The sequence below is a fragment of the Roseobacter sp. genome (genome assembly GCF_024639605.1).
GTDB lineage: Bacteria > Pseudomonadota > Alphaproteobacteria > Rhodobacterales > Rhodobacteraceae > Roseobacter.
The window spans coordinates 17,845-29,556 of the sequence record NZ_JAHEHZ010000031.1 but is presented as its reverse complement, the minus strand read 5'-3'; the positions used below and the strand labels follow the sequence as shown (position 1 = coordinate 29,556).

Here is an 11,712-nt window from a genome sequence, read left to right as displayed (position 1 = left end):
CTTTGACGAAATCCTCATCGATGTCAGCAATGCGACCGCCGGCGGGCGTGGCGCATCCTTTGACAACCTGTCCTTCAATCCCGCGCCGGTCCCTCTGCCTGCCGGACTGCCGCTGATGGCCGCCGCACTGGCCGTATTCGGCGGGCTGAAATGGCGCCGCTCGCGGGTCTGACCCGGGCCGGATGCCGTGGCGCGGACAGTTGCCCACAAAAGTCCGTGGCCTGTCATACGCACGCCGGGGAAAGGTTTCTTACCTGTCTCCGGCTTGTTGGCACCAGATCGCCCGCAATAGAAGATCGTCTCTACATCCTCAGCGCTTTGCCTTAAAAGGAGTTTTGGGCTCTTCGGCAATATCATCGGGCGCTGCACCGCCGGGGCACCGGATCTGGCGCCGACAGGCACTGGCACGGGGCCGCACCGAATTGCGCGCCAGTCAAAAATGTAACCGTACTGGCTTTTGCCGGTGTCGCTATGGGCATGGCCCTGTCGCTTGCCTGCGACAAACCGCCTCTGAGCATTGCGCTGATCGTCAGCGGCTGGTCCACACTGGCCTGCTGTCGGGCCGCAAATCCAGGCTGAGCAGGCATCAGATAAAAATATCCGGCCCGCCAGCGCGTAAAAGATCATAAAATCCGGTCGAATCCCGCGCAGGAAAACCACTTTAATATCTGGCGATAGTAATTTGATTTTAATATATTTAATAACTAAGTCTTACCGCCATCTTCCGATACTTCTTCTCCATCTTGCCCCTTGAGATTCGAACCGGTCTGACTTATATTCTGATTGTCCTTCGGGACTATGGACATAAACGCGCTCGTAATAAGCGGATCGGACCCGGGGGCGGTACCCGGCGGCTCCACCAATATCCTTCATTTGGGGATTATGGGGCCGAAACAGGATCGACGAACGTCTAAAGGTGTTGCTTTGTCCCGGTGAGATACCACCGTTATCGGTTCAAAATGTACAATTGCAAATGACAATCGTGCTCCAGTAGCGATGGCCGCGTAAGCGGTTTCAGCCACTGAAACTTAACTCCTCTGGTTTAGCGACCTGAGGCGGGGTTCGCAGGCACCTGGCAACAGAAGCCTGCACTTAATCCTCCCCGACGCACGAACAGTTTGGCCAAAAGGTGCTCAGCGCGTGAACCGCTGCGATTTTTGTGCCCGCGAATCCGTTTAACTGGCTGTAAATCTCTGCGCGCTAGGGTCGCGCAGAAATAACAGATTTTAAGATGACCTCAAAAAACGACACCCTGCGCAACTGGTATGCCACCGTCTGGGAAGGCGGCGAGTTTGACGCCATCCCCGGTTTTTTCGTGAATGAGGGCGGCAACAGCTATTCTGGCGGCTATGCTCTCCTGCCCGATTTTGCGACGGCACCGGGAGAGCTGAAGGAGTGGCTCACGATCCTTTCCACACTCGTCACCGGAATAAGAGTGAACATCCTGCACACGATCGAGGAAGGCGACTGGATCAGCGCGATGCTGGAGATTACCTGCCAGCGCTGTGATACTGGCGCTGACGTTACCGCCTATCAGCAGGTTTCAATGCGTATCGTTAACGGAAAAATAGCGGAAAGCTATCCGGTGTTTGATTTCATCCGTTTCTTTGAGCAGCTCGGGCAGTTGCCCCCTGACACCCACGCCCTGCTGCTGACCGGGGCCTGCCTGAAATAATCTGCGCCGTTGACCTGATCCGGCGATCATGCCACCCATAATACATGGGGACACAGCGATCGCCCCGTGAGGCCCCGGCCTGAGTATCGCATCCTGTTCCGAGACCAAAAGGATGCTGGCCATGGCCCGTTTTACCACCATTTCACCGCCAAATCTGATGCGCCTGATCGGTACGCCTTCCGCCCCGCGCCTGATTGATCTGAGCATCGATGAAGACTTCGCCGCCGATCCCTGTCTGATCCCCGGCGCGCGTCGGATACCCCATACCCGCATGGCGGATTTGGCACCCGATCCTGCCGGTCGCCTGACCGTCCTCATCTGCCAGAAAGGCGGCAAACTCAGCTATGGGGCCGCCGCGTTGCTGCGCGCCCGCGGCATCGCCGCCGAGGTTCTTGAGGGCGGCAATCTGGGCTGGGCGGCGAAAGAACTGCCGCGCATCCCGGCACAGGTGCTGCCGGCGCAGGGCCCCGGCGCGCGATGGGTCACACGGCACCGGCCAAAGATCGACCGCATTGCCTGTGCATGGCTCATCCGCCGCTTTGTGGATCCCGACGCCGTTTTTCTCTTTGTCCCCGCCGCCGAAGTTGCCGATGTCGCAGAGAAATTCGATGCCACGCCCTTTGATGTGCCAGGGGTGCGCTGGTCGCACCGTGACGATTACTGCACCTTTGACACAATGGTGCATGAGTTTGGCCTCAGCACCGGACCACTTCTGACGATGGCGCGCATTATTCGCGGCGCAGATACTGATCGGCATGATCTCGCACCCGAATGTGCGGGTCTGCTCGCCTTCTCAGTGGGCCTGTCGCGCGCACGAACCGATGATCTGGAACAGCTCAGCGATGGCCTGATCCTTTACGATGCCTTTTACCGCTGGGCACGTGACGGTCAGGGGGAGACCCACGACTGGCAGGAAACCGAATGACGCATCCCACAGGATACGCCGGTCTGTTCCGGGTGTTCGGCCGCATCGGGCTTTTATCCTTCGGCGGGCCGGCAGCGCAGATTGCCCTGATGCACACCGAGCTTGTCGAAAAGCGCGACTGGCTCAGCGAGGAAACCTTTTTGCGCGCGCTCAGCCTGTGCATGTTATTGCCCGGCCCCGAAGCGATGCAGCTGGCGACCTATGCCGGATGGAAACTGCGCGGCACAGCAGGCGGGCTTATCGCGGGGCTGTTGTTTGTTCTGCCAGGGGCGCTGGTGATCCTGCTCCTGGCGCTCGGCTATGCCGTCTGGGGCGGCGTACCACTGGTTCAGGCGGCCTTCACCGGCATCAAGGCCGCTGTGATCATCATTGTCCTGCAGGCGCTTCTAAAAGTGTCGCGCAGGGCGCTTGCCGGGCCTGGTCCGCGGGTGCTCGCTCTGGCCGCTTTTGTCGCTCTCTTTGTCCTGGGCCTTCCGTTTCCGGTGGTCATCCTAGCCGCAGGCCTGTGGGGCGCATTCATGATGTCACAGCCGGATGAAGAGCCACCGCCTGCCCTGCCGGTACGCCCGGACAGCCTGCGCATCATTGCCCTCTGGGGTGGCCTCTGGGCGCTGCCGCTTGTGGTGCTGGCCCTTATGGATCAGACATTTCTGCTGCAGATCGGGCTTTTCTTTTCACAGCTCGCTGTCCTGACCTTTGGCGGCGCCTATGCGGTGCTGGCGTGGATGACGCAGACCGTTGTCGCGGACTACGGGTGGATCACCACGGCCCAGATGATCGACGCCCTTGGCCTCGCCGAAACGACACCGGGGCCATTGATCCTTGTAACAGAGTTCGTGGCCTTGCTCGCAGGGTATCTCGAAGGCGGCCCGCTTCTGGCCCTTGCGGCAGGTGCCGTGGCACTCTGGGTTACCTTTACGCCATGTTTTTTATGGATTTTCCTCGCGGGCCCTTATCTTGATGTGATCAGCGCGCGCCCACGGATCGCCGCAGCCCTGCGCGCCATCACCGCCGCCGTAGTGGGCGTCATTCTCAACCTGGCGGTCTGGTTTGCCATTCATGTGCTCTTTGATAAAACCACATCGGTTTCATGGCTCGCCGCGCCCCTGCCGGAGCCTTTATCCCTCGATATTCCGGCACTGGGGCTGACCTGTCTTGCCGGCATCCTGATGCTCTGGCTTGGCCTGGGCATGGTGCGTTCTCTGCTGATCATGGCCGCAGCGGGGCTGCTGGCCGGGATGATATAAGACTGCCTGCAATTTCAGCGGGAAGCCCTCTTTTATCCGCAACGGAATCGGGTATGCTTTGAATAACGCAGTCTGAGCGCGCAGAGGATTACGATGAGCCGAAGCATTGATTACGGCAATCTCATGCACGAAGCGATGCGCGGTCTGATCCGCAAAGTGCTTCAGGATGTCTGTGATAACGGGCTGCCGGGCGCGCACCATTTCTTTATTACCTTCGATACCAGCCATCCGGATGCGGAGCTTGCCGACTGGCTGTCTGACCGCTACCCCGGTGAGATGACCGTGGTGATGCAGCACTGGTATGACAACCTGGAGGTAACAGATGAGGGGTTTTCCGTAACGCTCAATTTCGGTGACGCGCCTGAGCCGCTCTATATCCCGTACGATGCAATCAAAACATTCGTCGATCCGTCAGTGGAATTCGGTCTGAGGTTCGAGACAAAGGGCGAAGACGAAGAAGTGCTGAAGGCCAGCACGCCGCCGGTCCCGGCAAAACTGCCCGATGGGCAGAAATCAAAAGACACGAGCGGCCAGAAAGGCAAACACGTCACATCCGGCGATAAAGAGGGCAAAACCGCAAAAGACGCGGAAGTCGTCTCACTCGACAGCTTCCGCAAATAGACTCACTGCTTTTCCAGAAAAGTGGTTACCTTGCGCTGGATCACCCCGTTGCGCACCGCCTGATATTCAAGTTCCAGTCCGCCCTGCGCCAGTGTCCGGTTGAACTGCTGAATTTCGTAACCACCGTCCTCGGCCACAAAGAGCGAATAGACGCTGAGCGTGTCGCCGTCGATTCTGCCCCAGACATAGGGTTCACCCTTCATCGGATCAAGCTGCACCTCATGCCCGAAAACATTGCGTTTCATCGCTGATGAATACACATCCGAGCGTTCGCTGGGTACAAACTCGATGGAATAGGATTTCACTTTCGACGTACCGTTGGGTCTGTAGGTCGTCGACGTCCAGCTCACGTTAAAGCCGTCGTCCGTTTCGGAAATATTGACACTCATATCGCGCGGTATGGTGGAACCGTCCGCTGAAATGACCTCTGCGGACCCTTCGTAGCTGCCGACAAACCGCGATATGTCCGCCTGGGCCGTCGCGGCCATGAGCATCAGAGCCGCCACAGAAAGCAGCATGATAAGATGCATCCCGATAAATGGATTTCGCTCGCGCATTGACTGTTCCTCCGGCCATGCTGCGGTATCTTCTATAAGGTTAATTTAGTGACTGTTGGGCAGCTTGCAACGCTCCTGTGTATTTTGTGACCTCCTATCTGGCTGTTGCGCGGCCCCTTCCCCGACGCTACACCCCCTTTAAAAGCAATTTCACCCAAGGAGCCGCCATGACCGGGACCCGCACAGAAACCGACAGTTTTGGCCCGCTGGAGGTCCCAGCCGATAAATACTGGGGCGCGCAGACACAGCGTTCCATCCTCAATTTCCCGATTGGATGGGAAAAGCAGCCGGTGGCCATCGTGCGGGCGCTGGGTGTCATCAAGAAGGCCTGTGCCCAGGCCAATGTTGAGCTCGGTAAGCTGGACGAAGAGCGCGGTAAAGCAATCATCCAGGCCGCCGGCGAGGTCGTCGAGGGTAGATTTGACGACAATTTCCCGCTGGTCGTCTGGCAGACCGGATCAGGCACGCAATCGAACATGAACGCGAATGAGGTCATCGCCAACCGGGCAATCGAAATTATGGGCGGTGAGATCGGCTCCAAGGACCCCGTGCACCCGAACGATCACTGCAACATGGGCCAGTCGTCCAACGACACATTCCCCACAGCCATGCACATCTCGGCGGCGATGACGGCGCGCGATGTACTGCTGCCGGGGCTGGAAAAGCTGCACGCGGCACTGCAGTCCAAAGTTGAGGAATTCGACGGGATCATCAAAATCGGCCGCACACATACGCAGGATGCGACACCGCTGACGCTGAGCCAGGAGTTTTCGGGCTATACACATCAGGTCGCAATGGGCATTCAACGTGTCAGGGACGCGCTGGGGCGGATTTACGAGCTGGCCCAGGGCGGCACCGCCGTGGGTACCGGGCTGAATACGTCGCCCGGCTGGGATGTGATGGTCGCAAAAAACATGGCTGAAATCACCGGCCTGCCCTTTGTCACCGCGCCCAATAAATTCGAGGCCCTGGCCGCCCATGACGCCATGGTCGAAATCTCAGGCGCGCTGAAGACAGTGGCGGCGAGCCTCTTCAAGATCGCCAATGACATCCGTCTGCTGGGCTCCGGTCCGCGCTGCGGTCTGGGAGAGCTTATTCTGCCCGAAAACGAGCCCGGCTCGTCGATCATGCCGGGCAAGGTCAACCCGACCCAGTGCGAAGCGCTCACACAGGTCTGTGTGCACGTTATGGGCAACGATGCCGCCGTCGGATTTGCCGGCAGTCAGGGTCATTTCGAGCTTAACGTTTATAAACCGATGATGGCCTATAACGTCCTGCAATCTATGCAGCTTCTCGGTGATGCCGCATCAGCCTTTACCGACAATCTGGTCGACGGTCTGAGGGCCGACGCGGACCGGATTGAGAAACTGATGCGCGAAAGTCTGATGCTGGTTACGGCTCTGGCGCCTGAAATCGGCTATGACAACGCCACGAAAGTCGCGAAAACGGCCCATAAGAACGGCACGACCCTGAAAGAAGAAGCGATTGCCCTGGGGTTTGTCGATGCTGAGACCTTCGAGCGCGTGGTGCGACCGGAGAACATGACCGGCCCCAGATAAGGAGCGCCAATGAGCACGCCCATCAACCTCAATAAGGTAAAAAAAGAGCGCAACCGCGCGTCGCGCAAAGCCAGGGCGGACGAAAATGCCGTGGCCTTCGGGCAAACGAAATTGCAGAAAGAACAGCTCAAGGCCCGGGCGGAGAAGATCGCGCGCAACCTTGAGGCCCATAAGCGCGAGACATGAGCCGGCGGCCGGTAAAGCATTCGGTGACCCTCAGGGGTCACCGCACATCGATTTCGCTGGAAGACGAATTCTGGAAGGAACTGCGGACACTTGCCGATAAAAAAGGCATGGCAATCAATGCGCTGGTGGCAGAGATTGATGTAAACCGCGGCACCGGTATAGGGCTGGCCTCGGCGCTCCGGCTCTATGTGCTCGAAGCGCTGAAAGACCGCCTGAGCGCCTCTCAGACCGACGCGCGGTAGATTTTATCGATATTGCTGCCCAGAGCTTCGTTAAACTCGGCATCCGACATTTTCACGTTCAGACCTTCGGTCAGCGCGCGGCTGAAACTGGCGATCATATGCTTGTTCTGTGCCAGCTTTGCGGAAGCCTCATCGGTGGAATAGCCGCCCGACAGCGCCACAACACGCAACACGCGCGGGTGCTTTGCGAGGTTGTCATAAAGACCCGGATTATCCGGCAGCGTCAGTTTCAGCATAATATCGACGCCCTCCGGCAGCGTCTCAAGATGCCGCGCGATGGCAGCTTCAAGCAGCGTTTCCGCCTCTGCCTTGGTGTCTGAATGGATGTTAATCTCCGGCTCGAGGATCGGCACGAGGCCTGCTGCAGTGACTGTGGCACCCACCTCAAACTGCTGGGCAACGATGGCGTCGATCCCGGTCTTATCCGCTTCGTGGATAACAGAGCGCTCTTTGGTGCCGAAAATTCCTTTGCTCCGCGCAGTTTCCAGCAAAGCCTCCAGACCAGGGATCGGTTTCATCATCTGAACACCGTTTTCCTGCTCTTCCAGACCCTTGTCGATCTTCAGAAAAGGCACCACACCACGGCTGGTCCACAGCAGATCCGGAACCGGCGTGTCGTTTATCGTATCGTTCATCGTGCGTTCAAACAGGATCGCGCCGATGACCTTTTCAGACGTGAAATCATCCGCGAGAATGATCCGGGCGCGCATGTCGTGCATGGCGCGGAACATCTCCTCGTCACCGCTGTAATCCGATGGCTCAACACCATATAGGCTGAGCGCCTTCGGGGTGGATCCGCCGGACTGATCGAGAGCCGCGATAAATCCCGCGCCTGTTTTCATCTGTTCCCGCATCTTTGACTGGTCTGACATATTAAATAACCCTTCTGATTCCGCCCCTTGCGCCTTGTTACAGCACAGATGCGGGCGATGGTATATGTTAGCGCCGGACAAGCCGCAGCCAGATACCGTTCCCGGCCCGCACCGTCAGATGCGCAACCGGCACCGGCGGCGGCCTGTCCGTGAGTTCGACCCGCAGAGCCGCGAGGATATGCGCCAGAAGACAGACCCCCTCGATCATCGCAAAGCCTGCGCCGGGACAGACCCGCGGCCCTGCGCTGAACGGGATATAGGCGCGACGCGCGCAGTCCCGGCCGTTACCGGTCTGCCAGCGACCGGGATCAAAGGCATCGGGATTTTCCCACAGACGGGTGTGACGGTGCAGGTGCCAGGGGCTGATCACCACCTGCGTGCGGGGTGCTAAAGAGCGTTTGCGAAAGGTCTCGGCCCGGGTGGTCTCGCGCACCATCATCGGAACCGGCGGATAGAGCCGCAGCGTTTCGCGGAAAACATCCCGTGTGACCCTTAGCCCGGCAACAGCGGTAAAGTCACTGAGATCAGCGGCCCCGGCTTCAGTGGCAACACGCTCCTGCCATTCCGGATAAAGCGCGAGGAGGTAAAGCGCCCAGGCCAGCGCAGAGGCGCTGGTTTCATGCCCTGCCAGAAAAAATATCGCGACCTGATCCACCATCTCCTGCGCCTCAAACCGGGCACCTGTCTCACGATCAGCCGTGGTCATAAGCGCGGTCGCCAGATCGGCAGGGGCATTACCCGCGGCAATCTCAGCCTGTCGCCGGTCGGTCATGCCACCGATCAGCCCGCGGATGCGCCGGGCGGCCGCACGGGTGCCGGGCCGGAAAAACCGTGGCATCCACCGGGGCAACGGCACCAGAGCGCCGGCATTCAGAACAGGCTGCGCGCGTTGATACCGTCGAAAGGCGGCAAAGGTTTCTGAGGCGACTTCATCTTCGATAGGCACAGAGAAAAGTGTTCGGAAAATCACATCAGCCGCGGCATGGCTGGTCATCGCCTCAATCTCGCTATCGCGACCTGCCGCAGCCTGAAACCGCAATGCTGCAGCCTCTGCAGCTGCCCGCATCGCAGGATAGCTGTCGCGCAAGCGCCCGCCTTCAAAAGCGGGATCGATAATCCGCCGCTGGCGGGCCCAGTCATCGCCATTGGTCAGGAAGACCGAATTGCCCAGTAAAGGTTTCAACCCCTCGCCCACACGACCGGATTTCGGAAAATCAGCAGGGCGTTCTTTCAGCAGCAGATTAATCAGCGCCGGATCATTGACCATCGCACTGCCAAAGAACGGCGTCCGGAAGACCGCCATCCATGCGCCATAGAGGCGATCAGGCTGTGCCGAGAGAATATCCCGCCGGAAGAGCCGCGCATAGCGCCAGAGCGTAACGCTGCCGCTGCGGCCGGTGGGCTTGGGCGGCAACCGGTCCGTCATCCGGTCGCCAGCGCGTGACCGCTCAGGGCCGTCGTGATCACCGAGGGAGACGGGGCACGATCGCCGTAGCGGGTGCGCAAGGTTTGCGGCCCCGCTGTGATGCGGAAATAGTCATAATGACCTGGCCGGTCAAAAGCGCAAAGATACTGAAAATGCAGGCGGAAAAACCGCCGGCGCAGCGCGCGCCAGCGGTCCGGGGACAGGGTCTGCGTAAAGGCCGCCGAGAGCACAAGCGGCCAGCGCGTGCCCTGCATCGCCTGACCGGAAACGCGCACCGGATCGCAAAGTGCAAAGGAACACCCATCCCCCGGCGCGCTGACATCCGCCCAGAAAATCTCCTGCTGCGCGCCCATATCGCGCAGGTCGCGGCGCAGATCGTCAGCGCCTTGCAGAAAGGATTTCATCGGCACCACCTGCCCCAGGGTCAGCAGGCTGAGAACAGGGCCATCCGGATCGGGCGGCGCGCGTCTCATCAGTCGCGCCAGAACCGTCACGGCAAGAAACGCCCCCGAGGAGTGGCCTACCACGAGCACCTCATCGGACTCCTCGCGCAGCGCATCGCGGATCTGCTGTGCAAAGTCGTCCAGCCGGTCCGACAGCGGTTTGGGATAGGCCCCGCCAGCGGAGGCCGTATAGGCAAAATCATGCATCAGATAGTGGGCAAAGAACCGGTTATCCATCGCGCGGAAAGCCCGCAGCACCCCCAGCGCGGCTATCGGACCGAACCCCGCAACCAGCGCGGTTCTGAGCATGACAAGCCGGTCACCCGTCATCAGGCCAGTGCCGGCCCGGAACACCAGAACCGCTGCAGTGAGGGCCAGCGCCGCCTGGAACAGAAGCATCACAACCGGATAGAAAGCAGCGATGACCGGCCCCTTACGCAACCGGACAAGCCTCCGCAAGGCACCTGAGAAGACATAAATACGGGCGGTGCGCACCATTGCCAGATAGGTACCTCCAGGCGTCGCAGAAAAACTCTCGCGCACGATGTCTGACCAGACCAGCACCTCAACCGATGTGACGGTCCGGTGGCCATCCTGGGTGGACCTGACCTGCCATCCTGACGGCCCTGTATCTGAGCGTGAAACGGCAATCTCATAGCCTGAAATCTGCGCCTGATCTGCGGCTTCCTTGCGGTAAAGTTCGCGGTACCTTCGGGGCGGAAACGGATCATATCCGGAAATGTAGAACACCCGGCGACGCAAAACTGGTGGATCAGGCGGGCTGCTCATGCTCGGGCCTCAATGCGCCCGCGTTATCGCGCGGACAGGGCCACTCTGAAGGATCAGCCGAAGGTTGCCAAGACCGGGAACTGCTCCAGCAGCCACCAGGAAAAGGTGGTGAAAGCACCTGTCAGCATCGCAAGCCCCACCAGCAGCAGCAGCCCGCCCATGAGCCGTTCAATCAGCTGCATATGCCGCTTGAGCCGGTCCATGACGCCAATAGCGCGGGTCATAAAAATTGCAGCCAGCAGAAACGGGATACCAAGACCCGCAGCGTAAACCCCCAGCAGGAGTGTTCCGCGCGTCACTGAAGCCTCAGAGGCCGCAAGCGACAGGATCGCCCCCAGTTGCGGGCCGATGCAGGGCGTCCAGCCGAAGGCAAAGGCAAGGCCCAGCACATATGCGCCAAAGCTTGATCCCCCCTTGTCGCCGACATCCATGCGCGCCTCACGATCAAGGAAAGGGATCCGGAAAACACCCAGAAAATGCAGGCCGAAAACAACAATTACGATCCCGGAGACCCGTGCAAACATCACCTGGTTCTGCAGGAAAAAGGCCCCGAATGCCGACGCGGTGAAGCCGAGGATCAAAAAGACGGTGCTCAGTCCGAGCACAAAAAACACGGCGGCAATAACAGAGCGCCGGCGCGCAGCGGCCTCGCCCGTCATCTCATTCATGCTGACGCCGCTCATATAAGCCAGATAGGGCGGCACAATCGGCAGCACGCAGGGGCTCAGAAAGCTGATCACGCCTGCAGCGAGGGCCACGAACATGGCAGGCATAAGACCTGCGTCAATGATCTCAATTCCGAACATGTAAAAGGCCCTAACTCATCTGCGCTGCTGCGTCACGCCCCGGCTGGTCACAACCTTGTGGACAGAGTGAAACATGCCGCATATCTGAGGTTCATGATTGATGATGCCTCACACCTCGATGCCACCGGGCTGCTATGCCCGCTGCCCGTGCTCAAAGCGCGCAAACGTCTGCAAGCGCTGGCGGCTGGCGAGACCCTGACCGTGCTTGCCGATGATCCGGCAGCCGTGGTCGATGTGCCGCATTTCTGCGCAGAGGCCGGGCATGAACTGGTTTCTGCGGCCTCAGATGGCGTGGTTCAGACATATGTAATTCGCAAAACCGGCTGAGACGTACAAAAAAAAAGGCGGGCCCGGTGCCCGCCTT

At 59.5% G+C, this 11,712-nt stretch carries 13 protein-coding genes and 1 other RNA gene; 9 read left to right on the top strand and 5 right to left on the bottom strand.

What is annotated here, in order from left to right; translation table 11 throughout:
* The first annotated feature begins 746 nt into the window (after window positions 1-746).
* The 5 genes from ssrA to Q0M35_RS06260 all read left to right on the top strand — a co-directional run bounded on the left by ssrA (window position 747) and on the right by Q0M35_RS06260 (window position 4,468).
* Window positions 747-1,093, top strand: a transfer-messenger RNA (tmRNA) gene (gene ssrA / locus Q0M35_RS06280).
* A 138-nt stretch (window positions 1,094-1,231) separates the two neighbouring features.
* Entirely contained in the window at window positions 1,232-1,675 is a 444-nt protein-coding gene (locus Q0M35_RS06275) for a hypothetical protein (RefSeq protein ID WP_295313363.1), read from the top strand.
* Window positions 1,676-1,796: 121 nt separating this feature from the next.
* Entirely contained in the window at window positions 1,797-2,600 is an 804-nt protein-coding gene (locus Q0M35_RS06270) for a sulfurtransferase/chromate resistance protein (RefSeq protein WP_295313362.1), read from the top strand.
* Complete coding sequence (gene chrA / locus Q0M35_RS06265; protein WP_295313361.1) at window positions 2,597-3,847, top strand: chromate efflux transporter; 1,251 nt, start codon at window positions 2,597-2,599, stop codon at window positions 3,845-3,847. The genes Q0M35_RS06270 and chrA overlap by 4 nt, the downstream gene beginning before the upstream one ends.
* Before the next feature lie 93 nt (window positions 3,848-3,940).
* A complete protein-coding gene (locus Q0M35_RS06260) occupies window positions 3,941-4,468 on the top strand; it encodes a ClpXP protease specificity-enhancing factor SspB (protein WP_295313360.1) in 528 nt (175 codons plus the stop codon).
* Window positions 4,469-4,470: 2 nt separating this feature from the next.
* Here the strand turns inward: Q0M35_RS06260 and Q0M35_RS06255 are convergent, their stop codons facing one another.
* Window positions 4,471-5,025 (bottom strand): hypothetical protein, encoded by a 555-nt coding sequence (locus Q0M35_RS06255; RefSeq protein ID WP_295313359.1) that lies wholly within the window; start codon window positions 5,023-5,025, stop codon window positions 4,471-4,473.
* Window positions 5,026-5,192: 167 nt separating this feature from the next.
* On the opposite strand from Q0M35_RS06255, the gene fumC reads away from it, so the two are divergent.
* Genes fumC through Q0M35_RS06240 form a run of 3 tightly spaced genes read left to right on the top strand, consistent with a single transcriptional unit; the run spans window position 5,193 to window position 7,012 of the window.
* Entirely contained in the window at window positions 5,193-6,584 is a 1,392-nt protein-coding gene (fumC, locus tag Q0M35_RS06250) for a class II fumarate hydratase (protein WP_295313358.1), read from the top strand.
* A 9-nt stretch (window positions 6,585-6,593) separates the two neighbouring features.
* Window positions 6,594-6,770 carry a DUF4169 family protein gene (locus Q0M35_RS06245; protein ID WP_295313357.1) on the top strand — a complete coding sequence of 59 codons (177 nt, stop codon included), beginning with the start codon at window positions 6,594-6,596 and terminating at the stop codon, window positions 6,768-6,770.
* Entirely contained in the window at window positions 6,767-7,012 is a 246-nt protein-coding gene (locus Q0M35_RS06240) for a ribbon-helix-helix domain-containing protein (RefSeq protein WP_295313356.1), read from the top strand. The genes Q0M35_RS06245 and Q0M35_RS06240 overlap by 4 nt, the downstream gene beginning before the upstream one ends.
* Here the strand turns inward: Q0M35_RS06240 and Q0M35_RS06235 are convergent.
* The 4 genes from Q0M35_RS06235 to Q0M35_RS06220 form a co-directional block, all read right to left on the bottom strand.
* Window positions 6,994-7,884: a fructose bisphosphate aldolase gene (locus Q0M35_RS06235; RefSeq protein ID WP_295313355.1), complete on the bottom strand. Its 891-nt coding sequence runs from the start codon at window positions 7,882-7,884 to the stop codon at window positions 6,994-6,996. The genes Q0M35_RS06240 and Q0M35_RS06235 overlap by 19 nt on opposite strands.
* A gap of 67 nt (window positions 7,885-7,951) precedes the next feature.
* The gene (locus Q0M35_RS06230) at window positions 7,952-9,310 is read right to left on the bottom strand and encodes a cytochrome P450 (protein ID WP_295313354.1); all 1,359 of its coding nucleotides are present in this window, start codon (window positions 9,308-9,310) and stop codon (window positions 7,952-7,954) included.
* On the bottom strand, window positions 9,307-10,542 hold the full coding sequence (locus Q0M35_RS06225; protein ID WP_295313353.1) for a hypothetical protein: 1,236 nt from the start codon (window positions 10,540-10,542) through the stop codon (window positions 9,307-9,309). Before Q0M35_RS06225 ends, Q0M35_RS06230 begins: the two co-directional genes overlap by 4 nt.
* Window positions 10,543-10,595: 53 nt before the next feature.
* Window positions 10,596-11,348 (bottom strand): cytochrome c biogenesis protein CcdA, encoded by a 753-nt coding sequence (locus Q0M35_RS06220; protein WP_295313352.1) that lies wholly within the window; start codon window positions 11,346-11,348, stop codon window positions 10,596-10,598.
* Between the two features lie 93 nt (window positions 11,349-11,441).
* Here Q0M35_RS06220 and Q0M35_RS06215 point away from each other — a divergent pair, with 93 nt between their 5' ends.
* Window positions 11,442-11,675 (top strand): sulfurtransferase TusA family protein, encoded by a 234-nt coding sequence (locus Q0M35_RS06215; RefSeq protein WP_295313351.1) that lies wholly within the window; start codon window positions 11,442-11,444, stop codon window positions 11,673-11,675.
* Window positions 11,676-11,712: the final 37 nt, after the last annotated feature.

What these genes read in the sequence shown, in the direction of transcription:
- Q0M35_RS06275 (WP_295313363.1), top strand. Translation starts at nt 1,232, where the DNA reads ATGACCTCAAAAAACGACACCCTGCGCAACTGGTATGCCACCGTCTGG.
- Q0M35_RS06270 (WP_295313362.1), top strand. Translation starts at nt 1,797, where the DNA reads ATGGCCCGTTTTACCACCATTTCACCGCCAAATCTGATGCGCCTGATC.
- chrA (WP_295313361.1), top strand. Translation starts at nt 2,597, where the DNA reads ATGACGCATCCCACAGGATACGCCGGTCTGTTCCGGGTGTTCGGCCGC.
- Q0M35_RS06260 (WP_295313360.1), top strand. Translation starts at nt 3,941, where the DNA reads ATGAGCCGAAGCATTGATTACGGCAATCTCATGCACGAAGCGATGCGC.
- Q0M35_RS06255 (WP_295313359.1), bottom strand. Translation starts at nt 5,025, where the DNA reads ATGCGCGAGCGAAATCCATTTATCGGGATGCATCTTATCATGCTGCTT.
- fumC (WP_295313358.1), top strand. Translation starts at nt 5,193, where the DNA reads ATGACCGGGACCCGCACAGAAACCGACAGTTTTGGCCCGCTGGAGGTC.
- Q0M35_RS06245 (WP_295313357.1), top strand. Translation starts at nt 6,594, where the DNA reads ATGAGCACGCCCATCAACCTCAATAAGGTAAAAAAAGAGCGCAACCGC.
- Q0M35_RS06240 (WP_295313356.1), top strand. Translation starts at nt 6,767, where the DNA reads ATGAGCCGGCGGCCGGTAAAGCATTCGGTGACCCTCAGGGGTCACCGC.
- Q0M35_RS06235 (WP_295313355.1), bottom strand. Translation starts at nt 7,884, where the DNA reads ATGTCAGACCAGTCAAAGATGCGGGAACAGATGAAAACAGGCGCGGGA.
- Q0M35_RS06230 (WP_295313354.1), bottom strand. Translation starts at nt 9,310, where the DNA reads ATGACGGACCGGTTGCCGCCCAAGCCCACCGGCCGCAGCGGCAGCGTT.
- Q0M35_RS06225 (WP_295313353.1), bottom strand. Translation starts at nt 10,542, where the DNA reads ATGAGCAGCCCGCCTGATCCACCAGTTTTGCGTCGCCGGGTGTTCTAC.
- Q0M35_RS06220 (WP_295313352.1), bottom strand. Translation starts at nt 11,348, where the DNA reads ATGTTCGGAATTGAGATCATTGACGCAGGTCTTATGCCTGCCATGTTC.
- Q0M35_RS06215 (WP_295313351.1), top strand. Translation starts at nt 11,442, where the DNA reads ATGATTGATGATGCCTCACACCTCGATGCCACCGGGCTGCTATGCCCG.